The following is a 20,179-nucleotide window of genomic DNA, read 5'->3' as shown; positions in this document are numbered from 1 at the left end:
GCAGTCTCCTTGGAGAAAGAATGACAAGTGTTGGGGTGGATATTCCCGCCAGCCGCGTTGGCTTGCTCAAAGATCGGCGCTACCGATACCCGGTGCCGCTCAGTTCCTTATCGACGCTGGAAGGCGGGGTGGGGGCAATCTCCGCCAGTCGGTCAGTGCCGTTAGCCGGTATTTCAGGCCCTCCACCCCAACCCCTCAACCATACAAGCCGGACCCTTGATGCCCCTGGTTTTGGAGGCACTTCGCTCCGGAAGGGTTTCGGCACACAACCCGCCTTTACTACTCGGCTCGGTGCTCTCCGTCGCCTTTCTGCGCCCTTCACGCGAGGCAGATTGCACAGGAGACTGAGTCTCTCCCTCTGTGCGCCTCAGGCGCTGCCGATGCGTTGCAGCAGTCCGCCGGGCAGTCGGCCGACTTGCCCTTCCAGTTCAAGTTCCAGCAGCCTGGCTTGCAGGGTGGCGGTGTCGAGGCCAGTGCGGGCTTGAAGGGCGTCTAAGCTCACGGGGTCGTGGCCCAGCGCTTTCAGCAGGGTGTCTTCTGATGCACTTACGGGTGTGTCAAAGGGCAGTGATCCGGTGGTTGGCAAGCGCAGGTCTTCGAGGATGTCGTAGGCGGATTCGACGAGTTTGGCGCCCTGGCGGATGAGTGCGTGGCAGCCTTTGGACTGCGGTGCGTGGATGGAGCCGGGGATGGCGAACACCTCGCGGCCCTGTTCGGCGGCGAGCCGCGCGGTGATCAGGGAGCCCGATTGCACCGCCGCCTCGACGACCAGCGTGCCCTGTGACAGGCCGGAAATCAGGCGATTTCGTTGGGGAAAGTGGGCGGCGAGCGGGGGAGTGCCCAGCGGGTACTCGCTCACAAGGGCGCCTTGCGCTGCGATGCGGTGGGCCAGGTTCAGATGGCGTTTGGGATACACCCGGTCGAGCCCGGTGCCGACCACCGCCACCGTGGGACTGCCTCCTTCGAGTGCGCCCTCGTGGGCTGCGCCGTCCACACCCAGCGCAAGGCCTGACACGATGCACACCCCGCTTTTTGAGAGTGCTTGGGCAAACTGGCGCGCATTGGCCTGGCCTTGGGGCGTCGGGTTGCGACTGCCCACGATCGCCAGCCGCTGAGGGTGATGCAGGGCCTTCACATCGCCCAGCACGTACAACATGGGGGGTGGGTCGGCCATTTCCAGCAGGTCAGCGGGAAAACGCTTGTCAGCCAGCGTCAGCACATGACGGTCAGTTCCTGCCGCCAGCCAGTCCTGCAATTGATGCAGTGCTGCTGGAAGTGCTTCGGGTTCACACAGCAGTGCCTGTGCGCGTTGAGCCCCCACCACCGTCTGCAGGGCGTGAGCGGATTGCGCAAAGATGGTTTCGGGCAGGCCAAAGGCCGCCAGCAGCTTGCGCGCCGAATCGTTGCCCACGCCGGGTGTGAGCGACAGCCGCAGCCACGCGGCCAGCTCCTCCCAATTCATTCGCGGGTCAGGGTCAGGGGTTCACGAAGCTGTCGCCGACCTTGACCCCGTCGGTGATCTGCAGCACCAGTGCGTACGACACCTTGTCGAAGGTGCGGAACACCATCATGAGACCGTTGCGCTCACCCGGCAGGCGGATCTGGGTGCGCGCACGGTCGGTCTTGTCGATGATGGTCTGTGCATCTTTTTGCAGGGCGAGCACGTGACCGCGCTCAACCCCATGCTCGATGCCACGGTTGATGGCCACGACCTGGTTCTGGCCGGCGAAGGTCACCGCATTGCCGTACACCGAGACGATCTGGCCTGTGAGGGTGGCTGAGGGTGCACTCGGTACGTAGTTGGGCAGTTCGCGAGGTGGTTCGGGCAGCAGGCGGTCGCCGATGCGCACTTCTTCCTTGGCCTGCACGATGTCGATGGTGGCCGGAACGATTTCGGCCCCTGCTACGGCGCCTTCTTTGCCGGGCACTGGCGCAGGTACCCTGCGGGTTTCTTCACGCACCAGGTAGGCCTTGCCAACGTACTGTGCTTCGTAGCCCAGCACTTCGCCGGTGGTCGGGTCTTTCAGTGGCGTGGCGTTGCGGAACACGCGGAAATCGCGCGGTTTGCCTTCGCCAATGCTCAGGGGTTCGGCGTCGCCGCCTTCGCTGCTGCCGTACAGGGCGCGGGCATAGGCCCGGTCGCCCATGCTCATCAGCACCCGGCTGTCGGTGGCCGAGACAATGCGTGGTGCGCGCGAAAAGGTGCCTTCGTCCACGATGATGGGCTCGGCCAGAAACGACTCGATGGCCTGGAGCGAGATCGGTGGAATGGCCGAGTCCGACAGGCTTTCCGAGCGAACGCGGGGGGAAACGCGCACCGTGGGCGTGCTGCCATCGCCGGGCCGGCGCGTACTCAGGCGGGCAGTGCCGTCGCTGGTGTCAAGGAACAGCACCTGACCGGGGAAAATCAGGTGAGGGTTGCGGATGTCGTCCAGGTTCATGCCCCACAGTTCGGGCCAGCGCCAGGGGCTCCTGAGATACATGCCGGAAATGGCCCAGAGCGTGTCGCCCCGCTTGACCGTGTAGCTGTCGGGGGCATTGGGTGCCAGTTCGGACAGGGGCACACCCGCCTGGGCCACCTGGGTGGCGGTGGCCCGCTGACCTGGGGTGATGGGGAAGTTTTGTGCGCCAACACCGGAGGCCAGCGTTGCAGCCAGCAGCGCGGTGGCACACGCCAGGGGGCGCAGTCCGTGGGACATGGAGAAGGAGGCGTTCGAACGGATCTTCAATGGCATGTAGGGCCCCTGGGGCATGCACGCTCCCGGCAGGGCCCACCCCGGACGGGACAGGGAGCCTGTTCGTGACAGCGCTTTGGTCTTGATAATTCGCATTTGATTTTGCGCGCAAGGCTTTGATTAGGCAATGTTTATGCAGGAGAGGCGCAGCGGCATCCGCCAAAAGTAGCGAAAATACCGACAAACGCGCAAGTGCGTCTCTGAGCCACCACGAATAGGTGCTGGGACGCTTGCCCCAAAATGGGCCTCCTGGCCAGACGTTGTCTCTCGCGTGTCGCTGTTTTCGATCATGACCTCTGCTGAATTGCTGCCCATTCTTTGTTATCCCGACCCGCGCCTGCACACCGTGGCACGTCCGGTGGCGCAGGTCGACGAGCGCATCCGGGCGCTGATTCCCCGCATGCTGGCCACGATGTACGACGCCAGCGGCATCGGCCTGGCTGCCACACAGGTGGATGTTCACGAACGTCTGATCGTGATCGACGTGAGCGAAGAGCGCAATCAGCCGATGGTGCTGATCAATCCCGAGATCGAATGGGCCAGCCCGGAAAAACGCAAAGGTGAAGAGGGCTGTCTTTCAGTGCCAGGCATCTACGACGGGGTCGAGCGCTCGCTGGCGGTGCGGGTGAGAGCGCTCGATGGTGAAGGACATTCGCGGGTGATCGAAGCCGAGGGCATGCTGGCGGTGTGCATCCAGCATGAAATGGACCACCTGATCGGCAAGGTGTTTGTGGAATACCTGTCGCCGCTCAAGCGCAACCGCATCAAGAGCAAGCTGGTCAAGGCCCAGCGAGAGGCGGTGCGGGCATGAGCGCCGCCCGGCCGCTCCGAAGGCGCCCAGCCCCGCAGTGCGTAGCACGGAGGGTAGCCCGGTGAGCAGGATCACGCGGGCGCTCGGTGCCACCGCTCTGGCCTTGGTGTTGGCCGCTTGCGGCAGCATGCCCGAAACCGTCTCGCCCGGCACGTCGCGCGCCGAGATCGAACAGCGCCTGGGCCGCCCCACGGCGGTCCACCCCTTGCCCGATGGCACGCGGCTCCAGTATTCGCGCCAGCCATCCGGTCAGCAGGTCTTCAATCTGGATCTGGATGCCCAGGGGCGCCTGGCCCGGGTGGATCAGGTGCTGGACATCGAGTGGCTGCAGCGCATCCAGGTGGACCGATGGACCCGGGAAGACGTGCTGCGCCAGTTCGGGCAGCCGGCGGTGGTAGAACGTGTGGCCCGTTTTGAGGGTGGCGTCTGGACCTACCGGTACCTGGAGCCCTTTTCGCTCGCCAGACTGGCGCATATCTATATTGATGCCCAGGGCACGGTGCGTCGGGTGGTCTACACCGACGAGCCGCTGCTGGACGACGTGGGCAACCGATTCTGACGACTGGCGGGCGCACCCAGTGCGGCCCGGTACTGCAACCCATGAAAATCATCTTTGCCGGCACGCCGGTGTTCGCCAGCGTGGCCTTGCAGCGTCTGCACGCTGCGGGCTTCGAGGTGTCTCTGGTGCTCAGCCAGCCCGACCGCCCCGCAGGCAGGGGCATGAAGCTGCAGGCATCGCCGGTCAAGCAGTTTGCACTGGAGCACCACATTCCGGTGGCGCAACCGCGCAGCCTGCGCCTGGACGGCAAGTACCCGGAAGACGCGGCGGCGGCTCGTCAGATGATCGAGGCCGCTCAAGCGCAAGCGATGGTCGTGGCCGCCTACGGCCTCATCCTGCCGCAGTGGGTGCTGGATGTGATGACCGGCACCGGGAAGCACAAGAAACTGGGTTGTCTCAACATCCACGCCTCGCTGCTCCCGCGCTGGCGGGGCGCGGCGCCGATCCACCGGGCCATTGAAGCCGGTGATGCCGAGACCGGTGTGACCATCATGCAGATGAATGCCGGGCTGGACACCGGCGACATGCTGCTGACCGAGCGCCTGACCATCGGCGCCGAAGAAACCACCGCCGGCTTGCACGATCGCCTGGCCGACCTGGGCGGTCGGATGATCGTGGAGGCGCTCGAACTGGCGGCCTGCGGCGGCTTACGGCCGGTCGCACAACCCGTCGACGGTGTCACATACGCCCACAAGATCGAAAAGGCCGAGGCCATCATGGACTGGCGCCAGCCGGCCGCTGAACTGGCCCGGCGCGTGAGGGCCTTTGATCCGTTCCCGGGCGCCAGCTTCTCGGTGGGCCCAGAGTCCGTCAAGCTCTGGTCGGTCCGGGTTGAACCCGGTGCCGCCGCATGCGCACCCGGTACGGTGCTCGCGGTGGGAGAAGACGGCATCCGGGTGCAGACGGGCGATGGCACGCTGGTGCTGACTGCGTTGCAGCGCGCCGGTGGCAAACGCCTGCCAGTGGGCGATTTCCTGCGGGGTTTTTCGCTGGTACCTGGTCAAGTGCTGAGTGGTTCCGCCGCGCACGCGCCGGCGAATTGATGTTTTACCTCCCCGTGCATCGCGGTCATCCCGAGTTCTGGGAGGGCGTGCGCGACCAGGCGTCGGTGGCGATGGGCATTGCCGCCTGGGGTCTGATGACCGGCGTGGCCATGGTGAAGTCGGGCTTGTCGGTGCTGGAAGCGGTGCTGATGACGCTGATCGTCTACGCCGGCAGTGCCCAACTGGCCGCGGTGCCCATGATCGCGGCCGGGGCACCGCTGTGGGTGATCCTGGCAGCGGCCTTTTGTGTGAATTTGCGGTTTGTGGTGTTTTCGGCCCATTTGAGGCCGTACTTGATGCACTTGCCGCGTTTTCAGCGAGTGGCCACGGGTTACGTCACAGGCGATTTGAGCTATGTGTTTTTTTCTCGGCGCTTTCCCAGGCCGGGCCACACGGCCACCGAGCTGGCGCAGCAGCAAGCGTATCTGGCGGGCAACTGTGCGGTGAACTACCTGTCGTGGATGGGCATGAGCCTGGTGGGCATCGCTCTGGCCAACGCCATTCCCACCGAGTGGGGGCTGGGCTTTGCTGGCATTCTGGCTTTGCTGGGCGTGCTGGCGTCGCTGGCCACGTCCAAGCTGCGCGTGGTCTCGGCCGGGGTGGCGGGAGCTGCAGCCGTGGCGGCCTGGGCGTTGCCCCTGAAGCTCAACATATTGGTGGCCATTGCCAGCGCGGTGGCCATCTGCCTGGTGCTCGACAAGATGCGCCCCCACCGCCCCGGGGCTGGTCCACACCATGTTTGATCTCGACCCCTGGACCCTGCTCACCATCGTCGCGCTGGGCGCGGTCACCGTCATCACGCGGGGTTTCTTTTTCCTGTCCGACAAACCCTGGACGCTGCCGCATTGGGCACAGCGCGGCCTGCAGTATGCGCCGATCGCGGCCTTGTCGGCGGTGGTGGTGCCGGAGGTGGTGATGTCTCAGGGCGAACTGATTCAGACCTGGCAGGACGCGCGCCTGTTTGCGGTGGCGGCGGGCCTGTCCTGGTTCGCCTGGCGCCGGGGCGTGCTCGGCACCATCGTGGCGGGCATGGCGGTGTACCTGCCTCTGAAGGTCGGTCTGGGTTGGTAGCACGAGCCTTAAAATCCGTTCGAGAAATAAACGGCAGGTGTTGGTTCACTTTTCTTAAGGAACACATAAGAATTCCCAACGACAGTCAGAGGTTGTCGGGGTTTGCTCTCTTGCCTCTCCGTTGCTGAGCTGCGCAAGGTTTCTTTGTTCGTGAATGGTGATCCACAAGATGTCAGACGCCAGCCCGGTTGTGAGTCTTTTTGTGCGGTCGAGCGCGAACCCCCTGGTTTCCGTATTGATTCCGGCCAAGGACGAGGCTGGCAATATCGGCCAGCTCGTGGGTGAGGTCGATAGCGCATTGCGGCCGTTGTGCAGTTTCGAAATCGTGCTGGTGGACGATGGCAGTGGCGATGTCACGGCGGCTGAGTTTGTTCAGTGCTGCACCGCCCTTGGTGCCCCCGCCCAGCTGATCCGGCACCAGGTCAGCGTGGGCCAAAGCACCGCGCTGTCCACTGCAGCCCGACATGCTCGGGGGCGTTATCTGGTCACCATCGACGGCGACGGCCAGAACGATCCTGCGGACATACCAGCCCTGTTGCGGCAGGCACAGGCAATGGAGGCGGGTGGCGTGCATTTCTGTATCGCGGGCTTTCGCCACAAGCGAATGGACACCGAATGGAAAAAAATCCAGTCCAGGATCGCCAACGCCGTGCGTCGACGGATTCTGGACGATGGCGTGCCCGACACGGGCTGCGGTCTCAAGCTGATTCCGCGCGAGACCTGGCTGAGGTTGCCCTACTTTGACCACATGCACCGCTACATTCCCGCACTGGTGCGCCGCCTGGGTGGCCGTATCGCGGTGGTGCCGGTGAACCACCGCCACCGCACGGCGGGGGTTTCGAAGTACACCGCCTGGAACCGTGTGTGGGTGGGTATCGTCGACATGATCGGCGTGCGCTGGCTGACCCGGCGCAGCAAGCAGCCCGTGATCGCTCAGGTGGAAATCATCGGTGAAATCTAGCGCCAGTCTGTTCGTCAAGCCGCTGGGGCTGACGGCTGTGCTGATGCTGGCTTTCGTCTCCCTGCACTACGGCTGGTGGGGATCATTCACCGAAGAAGACCTGCTGCGCAGTCTGTTCCGACAGCACTGGGGCCTGGCCTGGCCGGTGTTCGCGTTGGGGGGCATTCTCTACACGGCTGTGGGTGGACCGCGCCAGGTGCTGGCCTTCAGTTGCGGCTATTTGCTCGGTGGTTTTGTGGGTGGGGTCGTCAGTGCCCTGCTCACCGGATTCGGAGCGCTGCTGACCATCGGGGTGGTGCGCGTGATGGGCATGGACTGGGTGCGCCAGCGTCACGCTCACCGGATCGAGCTCCTGCGGCGGGTGCTGGCCGAAGACACCTGGTTGTGGATCTGCGTCATCCGGCTCATGCCGGTGGGCAGCAATCTGGCGACCAATGTGGCCGCTGCACTTGCCGGTCTGAGCCTGCGCGGGGTGTTCCTGGGCAGCCTCGTGGGCTACCTTCCGCAGTCCTTGCTGTTCAGTTATGCCGGGCGCGGTGTGGCTTTGCAGGACAGCTCGAAGATATGGATGAGTTTTGCCCTGCTGATCGGTTCCAGCCTGCTGGCTTGGTATCTGTACCACCACGGTTTCAAACAACGGCTGAAACAGTTCAAAGCCAACCTCGCGCCGCCTATGGGTGGCGCCACCGGCTCGACGAAGAACCCGTCCCATGACCACCACGACTTCTGACGCATCGATTCGTCGCCAGACGCTGTTCTGGTTGGTGGCCATGGCCGTGGTGCTGCTGGCCGGCATCGGCCTGCGTTTTCCCTGGCCGGCAGACGAGCCCCGCTTTGCCCAGATCGCCCGCGAGATGGTGGAGACCGGGCAGTGGCTGTTTCCTACCCGGGGCGGCGAGTATTACCCGGACAAGCCGCCGGTATTCATCTGGCTCAGCGCCCTGTTCTACGGGTTGCTTGGCAACCTCAAGCTGTCGTTCCTGCTACCCAGCGCGCTGGCCGCGATCGGCACCCTGTGGCTGGTGTACGACCTCGGCCGGCGCTTGTGGAATGCACAGACTGCCCTCCTCGCCGTGCTGGTGCTGGCCTTCACGCCGCAGTTTCTGTTGCAAGGCAAGGCCGCGCAGATGGATGCGCTGGTCGCGTTCTGGATCACGCTGGGCTGTTATGGCCTGCTTCGCCATTTCCTGACCGGGCCGCACTGGCGCTGGTACTACGTCAGCTGGGTGGCCATGGGCCTGGGCATCATGACGAAAGGCGTCGGCTTCCTGCCCCTGCTGATGATGTTGCCGCTGGCTCTGTGGAGAAAGGATTTCCCCTGCGCCGCTCCGCACCTGCCCGCTGAAGGGGGGACCGCACCCGCGGGCCCGAAAAGCCGGTCCCCCGGTGCGTGTTGGAACTGGCGCTTGCTGCTCGGTCTGCCGGTGATGCTGGCGGTGATCGCTCTCTGGCTGGGGCCGATGCTCTGGCAGGTGCACAACGGCGGCACCGAGGCGATGGTGGCCTACCGCAATGACCTGCTGTTTCGTCAGACCGGTGAGCGCTTCGTGAATGCCTGGCATCACGTCAAGCCCTGGCACTACTTCTTCACCCAGGCCATTCCGACCGTGTGGTTCCCGCTGCCGGTCCTGCTGCTGGTGTTCTGGAGGCCGTTGGTGGGCCTGCTCCGGGAGGACCCGAAACTGCGTGTGCTGCTGGCCTGGGTGGGGCTGGTGCTGCTGTTCTTCTCGCTCAGCTCGGGCAAGCGTGAGGTCTACATCCTCCCAGCGCTGCCGATGTTGTCGCTGGTGGTGGCGGTGCTGTGGGCGCAGGTTCGAGAACGCGCGCTGGCGTTGAAGATTGGAACCGTCTTGCAGTGGCTGCTGATGGCGCTGGCCGTGCTGATCGCCGGCTTGGGCCTGGCGGTGCTGCTTGAGCCGCAGCGCCTGCCATCACGGCTCCAGGACCACAGCGAACTGCTCGGCGCTGTGGCGTATCCGCTGATCGGTCTTGGGCTGGCATGGCTGGTCTTGCTGGTGTGGTTGCGCCGGGCCGATCTGTTCGTTCGACTCGCGGCCAGCAACCTGGCGGTCTGGCTGTTTGTCTCCCTGCTGGTCTGGCCATTGGCGGACCCGTACCGCACACCGCAACGCCAGATGGAGGAAGTTGAGCAGCGGTTGCCCGGCAGTGCCGAATTGGGCCTGCTCTATTTCAAGGAGCAGTTTCTGCTCTTTGCCCAAAGGCCACTGACCCATTTCAGCTATCTGGCACCATTGGCCGAGCAGGAGAAAAACGCCTGGATCTGGATGCGAGAGGCGCCCCGACGATTCCTGCTCGTGCCCACAGGCGCTGAGTTGAGCTGTTTCGACGTCTCCCGCGCCGTCTCGCTGGGCAGGGCACATCGCCGTGAATGGGTACTGCTGGGGTCCGAAACCCTCACGCCAGTGTGCGGCAGCCCCATCAAGGCCGAGCGTTTTGTTTACCGCCCGGTGACGCACGGGGTCCTGCCATGAACACTTTGATCTCCCAAGCCGCAGGACCTGTGCTCGTTACCGGCGCAGCCGGTTTCATCGGTTTTCACCTGAGCCAGCGCCTGCTGGGTCTGGGGCTGCAGGTGCACGGCCTGGACAATCTGAACGCCTACTACGAACCCAGCCTCAAGCAGGCCCGCCTGCGGCAGTTGCAGGCCCAGTCGGGCTTCGTGTTCCATGCGCTGGACATTGCCGACCGCGACGCCATTGCCCGACTGTTTGCCATGCACCGTTTCGAGCGCGTCGTGCATCTGGCGGGCCAGGCCGGTGTGCGTCACTCGGTGGACCACCCCATGGCCTACCTGGACAGCAACCTGGCTGGGATGCTCACCGTGCTCGAAGGCTGCCGTCACAGCGCCGTGCCGCATCTGGTCTACGCCTCGTCGAGCTCAATCTATGGCGCATCGAACCAGATGCCACTGCGCGAAGACCAGGTCACCGATCGCCCGATCTCCCTGTATGCCGCGAGCAAGAAGGCCAACGAGCTGATGGCCTACAGCTACAGCCACCTCTATCAGATCCCGGCCACGGCATTGCGGCTGTTCACGGTGTACGGCCCCTGGGGCCGACCCGACATGGCGATTTTCAAGTTCGTGCGTGCCATCCTGGCGCACCAGCCGATCGATGTCTACAACAACGGCCAGATGCGCCGCGACTTCACGTATGTGGACGACGTTGTTGACGCGGTGGTCAAGGTCATGGCCGTGCCGCTGGTGGCTGGCGCAGGCGAGGTGCCGCACCGCGTGCTGAATGTGGGCAACAGCGCGCCGGTGAGCCTGCTGGACTTCATCGGCTGTATTGAAAAAGCCACGGGCATTGAGGCCATCAAGCGCTTCATGCCCATGCAGCAAGGCGATGTGCCGGAAACCTGGGCCGATACCACGGCGCTGGAAAAGGGCTTTGGCATTCGCCCCAACACCGATTTGCAGCTTGGTGTGCAGCGCTTCGTGGATTGGTATCGCAGTTACTACGGTGCTGACTTTCAGGGTTGAACCCTGCTCGCTGTCAGCCGGGGTCTCGCCGCATACCAGCCCGCCAGGCTGACGCCACCGCAGATCAGCAGCGTCCACAACGTGTGGCTGGGGTGGTGCGCACCGCGCAGCGTTTGTGCGGCGCCCGCCACCAGGCCCATCAGCAAGACAGTGGCGAGCATGCCCCAGCCCAGCCGCACTGGCCTGGTCGAGGCGTCTGGCGGCGCCAGCCAGGGCAGGCAGAGCGCAAAGAAGGCGAAGGCGCTGGATGCGTGGCCGCCGGGGAAGCAGCGGCCACCGCCACCATCCCCGACCCAGAGGTTCCAGTGGGACACATAGCTGGCATTGCCGCCGAACATCTGCAGCTCCCAGGGGCAACTGGTGCGGCTGACGGACTTCACCATGTTCACGGCCAGCAGAGAAAGCACCACCAGCATGAGTACCACCACCCGCTCGCGTCGCCCCACTCGCCACTGCATTCCCTTGTCCTGGCGGGTAGGCCAGAGTGCCCAGAGCCCGATCAATGCGAAAAGACCGAACGCCACCTGGCGAAGCCCGTCGTGCAACACCGACTCCAGCAGCCACTGGTGGCGCCAGGGAAATCCGTCGGGTTGGCCAATGGCCTGCATGACGGTGAGGTCGGCACCTGTGGCGTCCCACCACAGGGTCAGCAAAAGAAGTGCAACCCAGGCGTGCAGCAGACGAGGTTTTGGCGAGAGAGCCGACGCGCAAGCAGGATTGTGGACAGGAACATGCATGATGCTCCATCATCGCTGGGCCGCTTTAAGGGATGCTTAAGCGCGCTTTGGATAATGATTTCCTTTTTACAGGGGCGTCGAGCCCTTCGCTGACATGCGCGCACTTGTGGTTGAAGACGATCCCGGCATCGGCAGCGGCCTGACCGCTTCGCTGCGCCAGGGCGGTTATGCGGTGGACGTGTGTCAGACGCTGGACGCTGCCTGGGCGATGCTATCGGTGGAGCCGTTCGATGTCATGCTGCTCGACCTGGGCCTGCCCGATGGCGACGGCCTGGACCTGCTCGCCCGACTGCGACACCGGCGCGAACCCTCTGGGGGGCGCGACGCACTGCCCCACAGAGACATGCCGGTGTTGATCATGACGGCGCGTGATGGTGTGAGTGACCGTATCAGCGGCCTTGACAGCGGGGCGGACGACTACATCGTCAAGCCGTTCGATGCCAACGAATTGCTCGCGCGTTTGCGCGCCATGCTGCGGCGGGCCAGTGGAAGAAGCAAACCGGTGATCGAGCATGGTGACCTTGTGCTCGATCCCGCCGCACACACGGTTCAACTCGCAGGTGAATACGTCACGCTGGGAGGCAAGGAATTTGCATTGCTGCTCACCTTGTTGCAGGCTCGCCCACAGGTGCTGTCCAGGTCACGGCTCGAGTCTGCCTTGTATGGCTTTGGTGAAACGGTGGAGAGCAACGCGATTGAAGTGCATGTGCACCACCTGCGTCGAAAGCTGGGTGAATCGCTGATCAAGACGGTAAGGGGTGTGGGCTATTTCGTGCCACGCGACGATGACGGGACGGGGGGTACTTCCACCCGCGCGCGCTGATGGATGTGCCAGGGTCCCGAGCCCGGTTGCTGCAGCCACCCCTTTGGCGCCATCTGTGGCTCTGGGCGCTCGGCGCATTGCTCGTGGTTTGGCTGACCCTGATTTCGGTGGCCTGGTACACCGGTCACCACGAAGCCGGCGAAATCACCGACGGGCAGTTGGTGGCCGCCACGCGCCTCTGGTTGCACACCGCACAGGGCGTGAGCCCGCCGGCGATGGTTCCCTTGAACCTGCCACCCACCCAGGCCTACGTGCTGGAGCTGGCGGTGTTGCAGTGGGAGGGTCAACGCCTGGTCACCGACACCCATGGGCTGTGGCCTGGACTGGGTCTGGGGCAGACGCCCGCGCCGGGTTTGTTCACCGTGACCCACCAGGGTCCGGCCGGGGCTGTCGATTGGCGCATGTACGTGGGTGAAACCGCCGACGGCGCGCGTCGCGTGGCGGTGCTGATGGACATGGCCCGGCGTTACGACCTGGGCCGGGACGTGGCCGAACACGTGGCTCGTCCCGCCTTGCTGGTGCTGCCTCTGGTGGCGCTGATGCTGTGGTGGGCGATACGGCGTGGCCTGCGTCCGCTGGACCGGCTTTCCAGCGAAGTGGCGGCGCTCGACGGCTTCGCTGGCCAGCGGCTCGACACGCAACACCGGTTTCGTGAGTTCTCCAGCACGGTGGCGGCCATCAACACCCTGGTCGACACCTTGCAGACGCGCGCACAACGCGAACGCGAGTTCGCTTCGGATGTGGCACACGAGATGCGCACGCCTCTGGCAGCGATTGCATTGCAGGCGCGTGCGGCCCGACGGGAAGCGACGCCCGAAAGGCTGGGTCAGCTGGAGCAGGAGGCTCTGCGTGCTGGCCGGATTCTGTCGCAGCTGCTCGATCTTGCGCGCGCCCATCGCCTGGCGACCGCAGAGCCTCTTCACGTTGTCGAGCCTGTGGATCTCGGTGTGCTTGCGGCGTCGCTCATTGCTGCACATGCCCAGCAGGCGCATGAAAGCAGGCAGGAGCTTTCCCTTGTACAGCCTGAAAATGCGGTGAAGATACATGCATCTGCCTTGCTGCTGGAGCTCGCGTTGCGCAACCTGATCGAGAATGCGCTCAGACACACCCCGCCCGGCACCCAGGTGGAAGTGGTGGTCTGGCAAGACGATGATGCGATGGGGGTTTCGGTCAGTGACGATGGCCAGCGCCCTGGTGCTGCGCCCCTTGTCGCGTCACCAGCCGCAGGTCTGGGGTTGGGGCTGAGGCTGGTCGAGCGCATCGCGGAGCAGATGGGCGCCGTGCTGGAACGCGATGGCGCAGTTTCGCCCATGACCACCCGATTCACATTGCGATGGGATGTGCGTGTCGATGCCCTTTGAGCGAACTGGCCGCCTGGAGGCGGTCCGCGAAAAGGTCTTCGCTTGAAATCGCTGTTGTCTCGATCGAGATAAGGCTCGTTTAACTTGAATTCTGGACACTGGCCCGGCCAGCAAGTGCTGGCTTGGAGGTGGGTGTCATGTCGTCGCTTCTTTCAGCCACCGCGCGCTGGTGGCCTGGTGTTCTCGCAACGCCGTTTCGTGCTCGCCGATCAGTCCCTGACCCTGGGCCTCGATCGGCGTGGACCATGGTCTGGTGGATGACCGGGTGGATGGCAGGTCCGGGCAACCTGCCGCTGTGGCAGCGGCTGTTTGCACTGGATCAGTCGCTGGGGCAACGGGTGGGCAGCATCCTGGGGCTGGCACTGCTGATCGCAGGCATCACGGCCACCCTGCTTTGCCTGTTGAACTGGCCACGGCTGTTGCGCCCGCTGGCCAGCGTGATGTTGATCATCACGGCGTTCAGTGCCCACTACATGTGGCAGTACGGTGTGGTGATCGACCCGACGATGCTGGCCAACGCCCTTCACACCGACGTGCGCGAAGTGCGCGACCTGCTCTCCCCCTCTCTGGCCATCAGCTTGGGTTTTCTGGCGGCGCCACCGTTGTGGTGGCTCTGGCGCAGGCCCCTGACCTACCGCCCTGCCGGGCCGCAGCTGGCGCGAAATGTGGGCGGGGCTGCGCTTGGCTTGCTGCTGGCGCTGGTTGTGGTGCTGGTCAGCTACCAGGGCCTGGCCACGCTGATGCGCAACGACAAGTCCCTTCGCTACATGGTGAGCCCGCTCAATGCGGTCTACGCCGCGGGCGTGGTGGCGGCTGAACAAGGCCCCAGGAAAATTCGCGCTTTGCAACCGGTGGGGGAGGACGCCCGCCTGGGTGCCAGCTACTTCCAGCAGACCCGTCCTCCATTGCTGGTGCTCGTCGTGGGCGAGACGGCGCGGGCTGACCGATTTGGCCTCAATGGCTATGGGCGTGACACCACGCCCTTGCTGACCCGTTGGCGCGATGCAGGGGACTTGTTGAATTTTGACCAGGTGTCTTCCTGCGGCACCAACACCCTGGTTTCGGTGCCCTGCCTGTTTTCGCCGCTCACGCGCGGAACGGGCGGCAACGCCGAACCGGACCGCGAAAATCTGCTCGATGTGTTGCAGCGCGCCGGTCTGGCGGTGTTGTGGCTGGACAACCAGTCCGGCTGCAAGGGGGTGTGTGACCGGGTGCCCCACGCCAGCACCCGCGATGCACCGATGCCAGTTCCAGGGGCCAGCCTGTGTGAAGGCAGCGATTGTTTCGACGAGGCCCTGCTCGCAGGGCTCGACGATCGCCTGGCCGCGCTGGACCCGCAGCGGCTGCAACGGGGCGCGGTGGTCGTGCTGCACCAGATGGGCAGTCACGGCCCCGCGTATTTCCGGCGAGCGCCGCAGGCCCGGAAACGCTTTCAGCCCGAATGCGCCAGCACCACCCTCAGCGACTGTACGTCCGAGCAGCTTGACAACGCCTACGACAACTCGATCGCCTACACCGACCAGTTTCTGGATCAGGTGCTGCACTGGGTGGAGAAAAAGAGCGTGCAGGGCACGCACGACAGCGGTCTGATCTACGTGTCGGACCATGGCGAGTCGCTGGGTGAGCGGGGTCTGTACCTGCATGGTGTTCCTTATGCGCTGGCCCCTGCCCAACAGACCCATGTGCCCATGGTGACCTGGCTCTCCCCAGGGCTGCAGCAGCGCACGGGTGTTGCCATGCCTTGCTTGCGTGCGCGTGTGCATACCCCGATCTCGCACGACCACTTTTTCCATTCGGTGCTGGGACTGATGGACGTGAACACCAATGCCTACCAACCCGGTCTGGACGCCATGGCGCCGTGCGCGACACAGCGCGTTCAGGCCGCTGGGTTCAAGCCGTCTTCGGCAGGGTGAGTGTCGCCCTCAGCCCGTCCAGTGAGGAGCTGCACAGCTGCAGCCGGCCACCGTAGAGTTGCGCGAGCTCGTTGACGATGGCCAGGCCCAGGCCGGAGCCGGGCACGGCTTCGTCCATGCGCACACCACGCGCGAGCACCGCGTCGCGCGCGGCTTCGTCGAGGCCCGGTCCATCGTCTTCCACTTCCACGCACAGCTCGTCTTCATTGACTTTGGCACTGACCCGCACCGTGGTGCGCGCCCACTTGCAGGCGTTGTCGAGCAGGTTGCCCAGCATTTCCTGCAGGTCCTGCTCTTCGCCCGCGAAGGCAAGTGCTTCCGGCACTCCCGTGACATCGATCTGCAGCGCGCGCGCGGCGTACACCCGTTGCATCACGCGAGCCAGACCGGCGGCCACCGGGGCCAACGGTGTGCGCAGACCGGGCAGGTTTTGTGCGGCCGCAGCGCGTGAGCGCGCGAGGTGCCAGTCGATGTGGCGGCGTGCGGTGGCCACCTGTTCCTGCACCAGCCGTGCCAGCGCCGGGTCGCCCAGGCTGGTCTGAAGCGACTGCGTGGCGGCTTGCCCCAGCACCGCCAGCGGGGTCTTGATGGCGTGCGCCAGATTGCCGGCCTGGGTGCGTGCGCGCGCCACCACTTCGGCGTTGCGCTCCAGCACACCATTGAAATCGTCGATCAGCGGCTGTACCTCGGCCGGAAACTGGCCCTGCAGCCGCGCCGCCTGTCCCTCGCGCACCCGGGCCAGCGCTCGCTGCAGGTTGCGCAGCGGCGACAGACCCACCGCCACCTGAGCCAACGCGGCCAGCACCAGCAGCAGCCCCAGCACCAGCAACGACATGGCGAGCACGCCGTTGAAGCGCGCCACGGCCAGCAGGCTGTCCTGGGTGTTGGCTGCGACCACCAGCCGCCAGCGCACCTCGGGCTGTTCGTCCGGGCGCACCGTGCGCTCCAGCATCAGCACCGCCGAGCCCTGCGGCCCCGTGCCTTCGTGCGCATGCAGTGCGCCGTCGGCCAGATCGTCGGGGTGCAGTTCCAGCCGGGTGTCCCACAGCGAGCGCGAGCGCAGCACGCTGCTGCGCGCCTGACCGTCGGCGCTTATCTGATCGATCTGCCAGTAAAGCCCCGAATACGGCTTCTGCCACCGAGGGTCCGACAAGCCCTGCGGGTCGATCAGCGGTTGCCCGGTGGCGTCAAATTCCAGCCGCGCGGTCAACTGGTCAAGCTGCTGGGTCAGGCTGGTTTCGAACTGACGCATCACGTGCTGGCGGAACAGGCCTGCCAGCGCCCAGCCGGCGAGCAACAGCGCCAGCGCCAGCGCCACCAGCGTGGCTGCAAGCAGGCGAAAACGCAGGGAGCGGGTCCAGCGCATGCGCGTCATTGTGGCGAGGTTGGGGGCGGGACCAGCCGGTAGCCCAGCCCGCGCACGGTCTCGATGCAGGCCTGGGGCAGCTTCTTGCGCAGCCGGCCCACGAACACCTCGATGGTGTTGGAGTCGCGATCGAAGTCCTGGGCGTAGATGTGTTCGATCAGTTCGGTGCGCGAGACCACCGAGCCTGGCCGGTGCATCAGGTAGGCCAGCACCTTGTACTCATGGCTGGTCAGGGTCACGGGCTGGCCGTCGTTCGTGACACGGCCGCTGCGCGTGTCCAGCGCCAGCTTTCCACACTGCAGCACCGGCGAGGCCTGCCCGCTGGCGCGACGGATCAGCGCGCGCAGGCGCGCCAGCAGTTCTTCCAGATGGAAGGGTTTCGTCAGGTAGTCGTCGGCGCCGGCGTCAATGCCGGCCACCTTCTCGTGCCAGCTGTCGCGCGCGGTGAGGATCAGCACCGGCATGGCGCGGCCTCCGTCGCGCCAGCGCTTGAGCACCGACAGGCCATCGAGCACCGGCAGCCCAAGGTCAAGCACCACCGCGTCAAACGCCTGCGTGTCGCCCATGAAATGCGCTTCGCGCCCGTTTTCGGCCTCGTCCACCACGTAGCCTGCCTCCACCAGGCCCGCGCGCAGTTGCGCGCGCAGGGTGGGCTCGTCTTCAACCAGCAGGATGCGCATGGAATGGAAGGGGAATGGATTCAGCGGGTCGATTTGCGGTCGCCACTGCGATTGTGATCGCGGCCCTTGCTGCGCAGCACGTCGGCGGTCCGGGCGTCGAGCTGGAGCTTGAGCAGCCGCCCACCCGGTTGCAGCAATTTGATTTCATAGAGCCAGTGCTCGCCTTCGCGCTCCAGATCAACCTCCAGCACCTGGCCCGGGTGTTCGCGCTCCAGCCGCTCCAGCACCGTGCGCAAGGGCAGCACCTGCCCGGCCTGCACCGCTTGCCGCGCGCGTTCGTGGTCGTCCCCGTCGCGCGCCCAGGCGCCCGGATGACTGGCCCACAGCGCAGCCACGGCCAGGCCGCAGGCCATGAAGCGGCGGGTGCGCAGAGCGGCGGGGTTCAAGTGCATGCCGACATTGTCGGGCCCGGATTCTGAATGGCAGATGAACACCGCCTTCAGGTGGTATTCAAGCGGCCCGCGCGACCATGCAGTCTATCGATACCCCCGATCCACCTGCCACTTCGGAAAGCCCCACACCATGAACCCGATCCGTCCCTGCCGCCTCCGCGCCGGCCTCACCGCCATCGCCCTGGCCAGCGCCCTGTTGTCCCCCGTCACCCAGGCCGCCGATACCTCGCCCGCCGATCAGCTGCAGCACTGGAGTGCGCAGGCCGGCGCCCCCGGCAACGCCGCCAAAGGTGAGGTCTTTTTCAATAAGCGCCAGGGCGGCGAGTGGTCCTGCGCTTCTTGTCACGGCACGCCCCCGACCACCCAGGGCAAACACGCCAACACCGGCAAGGTGATCGCGCCACTCGCGCCGGCCTTCAACCCCAAGGCCTTCACCGACACGGCCAAGGTGGACAAGTGGTTCCGCCGCAACTGCAACGACGTGCTCAGCCGCGAATGCAGCGCCAGTGAAAAGGCCGACGTGCTGGCCTACCTGAACAGCCTCAAATGATCGCCCGCCGGCACGAACTCTGGAGAACCCCATGACCAAGCATCGCTCCATACCATCCCTGCTCCTTGCCGCTGGCCTGTGCCTGGCTGCGCTGCCGTCCGTACACGCCGACGGTGGCCGCGTGATGCCGCTCAAGGTGCCTCAGGCCTACACACAGGAGTGCGCCGCCTGCCACACCGGCTACGCCCCCGGCATGTTGCCCGCCCGTTCATGGCAACGCATCATGACCGGGCTCGACAAGCACTTTGGCACCGACGCCTCACTCGATGCCGCCACCGTGCAGCAACTGACCACCTGGCTGGTGGCCAACGCTGGAACCTACAAGCGCGTGGCCGAAGCACCGCCCGAGGACCGCATCACCCGCTCGGCCTGGTTCGAACGCAAGCACGACGACATTGCGTCGTCCGTCTGGAAGCTGGCCAGCGTGAAGAGTGCTGCCAACTGCGTGGCTTGCCACCCTGGCGCGGACAAGGGTGACTACGACGACGACAACCTGAAGTTCCCGGCCGGGCTTGACGCCCGCTCGCGCCGGGCCTGGAACGACTGAACAACGAAGCAAACCATGTACCCCCACGTTCGACACGTCGTGTCATCACTTCCCCCCAAAGGGGCGCAAGCGGCCTCTGAGGCGGCTCGGCAGGAGGCCTGATCATGCAAGACAACCCCACCTTCAATACCGCTTCAGGCCAGCCTGGTGCGGTCGCGGCCGCCGCACCGGGCCGCCTAGTCACCGATGCGCCCACACGCATGTTCCACTGGCTGTTCGCCCTGAGTTTTCTGGGTGCCTATGTCACTGCCGATGGCGAGCACTGGCGGTTGCTGCACGTCACGCTGGGCTACACCATGGCGGGTCTGCTGGCGTTTCGGGTGCTCTATGGCCTGTTCGGCCCGCGCCAGGCGGGGCTGGGTCTGCTGTGGCGCAAGCTCGGCGCCGCACCAGTTTGGCTGCGCTCGGTGCGCGCGGCTGTGTCTTCGGGCTCGGTGGCGGGCATCAACTGGCGGCAGGGTCAAAACCTGCTGATGGCGCTGGCCGTGGTGGCCCTGCTGTTGCTGGTGGTGCCGCTCACCCTCAGCGGCTACGGCACCTACAACGACTGGGGCGACGTGCTGGGTGGCGACTGGCTCGAGGAACTGCACGAATTTTTCGGCGAAGCCTTCCTGTTCGTGGTACTGGCGCACCTGGCCCTGATCGCGGCCTTGAGCCTGTTGCGGCGCAAGAACCTGGCGCTGCCCATGCTGAATGGTCGGGTTGAAGGCCCGGGGCCGAACCTGGTGCAGCACAACCGAGGCTGGCTGGCGGCTTTGCTGCTGATCGCGGTGCTGGCCTACGGCGCCTGGGAGTGGCAGCAGTCGCCCAAGGGGCTGGTTTCAGCCCAGGCGCTGAGCAGCCTCGCGACGGGCGACAGCCGAGGAGGTGGTCAAGACGGGGACGACGATTGACCGAGAGATTCGACTGCTTCCGATTCTCCATCCCCACCTCCTTCCAAACCCGATACCAAAGGCATCCTTCATGAACTGCTATCTCTGCGTGGTCTGCGGCTTTTTCTACGACGAGGCCGTCGGCCGGCCCGAAGACGGCATCCCACCCGGCACGCGCTGGGCCGACGTGCCGGAAGACTGGCGCTGTCCCGAATGCTCGGTGGGCAAGACCGACTTCGTGATCAGTGTGGTCTGA

General features: G+C 65.2%; 22 protein-coding genes. 16 read left to right on the top strand and 6 right to left on the bottom strand.

Translation table 11 applies throughout. From position 1 onward, the window contains the following. Positions 1-367: 367 nt before the first annotated feature. Both dprA and Q7V46_RS16775 read right to left on the bottom strand, forming a co-directional pair. Positions 368-1,462 (bottom strand): DNA-processing protein DprA, encoded by a 1,095-nt coding sequence (dprA, locus tag Q7V46_RS16780; RefSeq protein WP_304914706.1) that lies wholly within the window; start codon positions 1,460-1,462, stop codon positions 368-370. A 13-nt stretch (positions 1,463-1,475) separates the two neighbouring features. Beyond that, positions 1,476-2,699, bottom strand: a complete 1,224-nt coding sequence (locus Q7V46_RS16775; protein ID WP_304914710.1) for a LysM peptidoglycan-binding domain-containing protein — start codon at positions 2,697-2,699, stop codon at positions 1,476-1,478. A gap of 325 nt (positions 2,700-3,024) precedes the next feature. Between Q7V46_RS16775 and def the strand changes: the two genes are divergently transcribed. The 9 genes from def (at position 3,025) to Q7V46_RS16730 (ending at position 10,682) form a co-directional block, all read left to right on the top strand. Beyond that, a complete protein-coding gene (gene def / locus Q7V46_RS16770; protein WP_304914705.1) occupies positions 3,025-3,546 on the top strand; it encodes a peptide deformylase in 522 nt (173 codons plus the stop codon). Between the two features lie 61 nt (positions 3,547-3,607). Then, positions 3,608-4,105: a hypothetical protein gene (locus Q7V46_RS16765; RefSeq protein ID WP_370690373.1), complete on the top strand. Its 498-nt coding sequence runs from the start codon at positions 3,608-3,610 to the stop codon at positions 4,103-4,105. A 41-nt stretch (positions 4,106-4,146) separates the two neighbouring features. Beyond that, complete coding sequence (gene fmt, locus Q7V46_RS16760) at positions 4,147-5,148, top strand: methionyl-tRNA formyltransferase (protein WP_304914704.1); 1,002 nt, start codon at positions 4,147-4,149, stop codon at positions 5,146-5,148. Further along, the gene (locus Q7V46_RS16755) at positions 5,148-5,891 is read left to right on the top strand and encodes an AzlC family ABC transporter permease (RefSeq protein ID WP_304914703.1); all 744 of its coding nucleotides are present in this window, start codon (positions 5,148-5,150) and stop codon (positions 5,889-5,891) included. Before fmt ends, Q7V46_RS16755 begins: the two co-directional genes overlap by 1 nt. Next, entirely contained in the window at positions 5,884-6,219 is a 336-nt protein-coding gene (locus Q7V46_RS16750; RefSeq protein WP_304914702.1) for an AzlD domain-containing protein, read from the top strand. The genes Q7V46_RS16755 and Q7V46_RS16750 overlap by 8 nt, the downstream gene beginning before the upstream one ends. A gap of 169 nt (positions 6,220-6,388) precedes the next feature. Continuing rightward, positions 6,389-7,180 carry a glycosyltransferase family 2 protein gene (locus Q7V46_RS16745; RefSeq protein ID WP_304914701.1) on the top strand — a complete coding sequence of 264 codons (792 nt, stop codon included), beginning with the start codon at positions 6,389-6,391 and terminating at the stop codon, positions 7,178-7,180. Beyond that, on the top strand, positions 7,170-7,910 hold the full coding sequence (locus Q7V46_RS16740; protein WP_304914700.1) for a TVP38/TMEM64 family protein: 741 nt from the start codon (positions 7,170-7,172) through the stop codon (positions 7,908-7,910). The genes Q7V46_RS16745 and Q7V46_RS16740 overlap by 11 nt, the downstream gene beginning before the upstream one ends. Beyond that, complete coding sequence (locus Q7V46_RS16735; protein ID WP_304914699.1) at positions 7,891-9,672, top strand: glycosyltransferase family 39 protein; 1,782 nt, start codon at positions 7,891-7,893, stop codon at positions 9,670-9,672. Before Q7V46_RS16740 ends, Q7V46_RS16735 begins: the two co-directional genes overlap by 20 nt. After that, positions 9,669-10,682: an NAD-dependent epimerase/dehydratase family protein gene (locus tag Q7V46_RS16730; protein ID WP_304914698.1), complete on the top strand. Its 1,014-nt coding sequence runs from the start codon at positions 9,669-9,671 to the stop codon at positions 10,680-10,682. The genes Q7V46_RS16735 and Q7V46_RS16730 overlap by 4 nt, the downstream gene beginning before the upstream one ends. Here Q7V46_RS16730 and Q7V46_RS16725 read toward each other — a convergent pair. Next, entirely contained in the window at positions 10,673-11,419 is a 747-nt protein-coding gene (locus tag Q7V46_RS16725; RefSeq protein WP_304914697.1) for a phosphatase PAP2 family protein, read from the bottom strand. The genes Q7V46_RS16730 and Q7V46_RS16725 overlap by 10 nt on opposite strands. A 94-nt stretch (positions 11,420-11,513) precedes the next feature. Here Q7V46_RS16725 and Q7V46_RS16720 point away from each other — a divergent pair, with 94 nt between their 5' ends. The 3 genes from Q7V46_RS16720 to Q7V46_RS16710 all read left to right on the top strand — a co-directional run bounded on the left by Q7V46_RS16720 (position 11,514) and on the right by Q7V46_RS16710 (position 15,516). Next, on the top strand, positions 11,514-12,242 hold the full coding sequence (locus Q7V46_RS16720; RefSeq protein ID WP_304914696.1) for a response regulator transcription factor: 729 nt from the start codon (positions 11,514-11,516) through the stop codon (positions 12,240-12,242). Positions 12,243-12,268: 26 nt separating this feature from the next. Continuing rightward, positions 12,269-13,603 (top strand): histidine kinase dimerization/phospho-acceptor domain-containing protein, encoded by a 1,335-nt coding sequence (locus tag Q7V46_RS16715; protein WP_304914695.1) that lies wholly within the window; start codon positions 12,269-12,271, stop codon positions 13,601-13,603. 245 nt (positions 13,604-13,848) lie between these two features. Further along, the gene (locus tag Q7V46_RS16710; protein ID WP_304914694.1) at positions 13,849-15,516 is read left to right on the top strand and encodes a phosphoethanolamine transferase; all 1,668 of its coding nucleotides are present in this window, start codon (positions 13,849-13,851) and stop codon (positions 15,514-15,516) included. Here the strand turns inward: Q7V46_RS16710 and Q7V46_RS16705 are convergent. Genes Q7V46_RS16705 through Q7V46_RS16695 form a run of 3 tightly spaced genes read right to left on the bottom strand, consistent with a single transcriptional unit; the run spans position 15,494 to position 17,954 of the window. Beyond that, positions 15,494-16,891 (bottom strand): sensor histidine kinase, encoded by a 1,398-nt coding sequence (locus Q7V46_RS16705; protein WP_304914693.1) that lies wholly within the window; start codon positions 16,889-16,891, stop codon positions 15,494-15,496. The two genes, Q7V46_RS16710 and Q7V46_RS16705, sit on opposite strands and share 23 nt — an antisense overlap. Then, complete coding sequence (locus tag Q7V46_RS16700; RefSeq protein ID WP_304914692.1) at positions 16,888-17,562, bottom strand: response regulator transcription factor; 675 nt, start codon at positions 17,560-17,562, stop codon at positions 16,888-16,890. The genes Q7V46_RS16705 and Q7V46_RS16700 overlap by 4 nt, the downstream gene beginning before the upstream one ends. A 20-nt stretch (positions 17,563-17,582) precedes the next feature. Continuing rightward, positions 17,583-17,954, bottom strand: a complete 372-nt coding sequence (locus Q7V46_RS16695) for a PepSY domain-containing protein (protein WP_304914691.1) — start codon at positions 17,952-17,954, stop codon at positions 17,583-17,585. Between the two features lie 130 nt (positions 17,955-18,084). Here Q7V46_RS16695 and Q7V46_RS16690 point away from each other — a divergent pair, with 130 nt between their 5' ends. The 4 genes from Q7V46_RS16690 to Q7V46_RS16675 all read left to right on the top strand — a co-directional run bounded on the left by Q7V46_RS16690 (position 18,085) and on the right by Q7V46_RS16675 (position 20,179). Next, positions 18,085-18,504: a DUF1924 domain-containing protein gene (locus Q7V46_RS16690; RefSeq protein WP_304914690.1), complete on the top strand. Its 420-nt coding sequence runs from the start codon at positions 18,085-18,087 to the stop codon at positions 18,502-18,504. Positions 18,505-18,535: 31 nt separating this feature from the next. Then, positions 18,536-19,051 (top strand): diheme cytochrome c, encoded by a 516-nt coding sequence (locus Q7V46_RS16685; RefSeq protein ID WP_304914689.1) that lies wholly within the window; start codon positions 18,536-18,538, stop codon positions 19,049-19,051. Positions 19,052-19,155: 104 nt separating this feature from the next. Next, the gene (locus Q7V46_RS16680; protein WP_304914688.1) at positions 19,156-19,944 is read left to right on the top strand and encodes a cytochrome b/b6 domain-containing protein; all 789 of its coding nucleotides are present in this window, start codon (positions 19,156-19,158) and stop codon (positions 19,942-19,944) included. Positions 19,945-20,014: 70 nt separating this feature from the next. Continuing rightward, positions 20,015-20,179: a rubredoxin gene (locus Q7V46_RS16675; protein ID WP_304914687.1), complete on the top strand. Its 165-nt coding sequence runs from the start codon at positions 20,015-20,017 to the stop codon at positions 20,177-20,179.

Origin of the sequence: Hydrogenophaga sp. (assembly GCF_030651625.1) — a bacterium.
Taxonomy (GTDB): domain Bacteria; phylum Pseudomonadota; class Gammaproteobacteria; order Burkholderiales; family Burkholderiaceae_C; genus Hydrogenophaga.
This window is presented reverse-complemented; position numbering and strand designations above follow the sequence as displayed.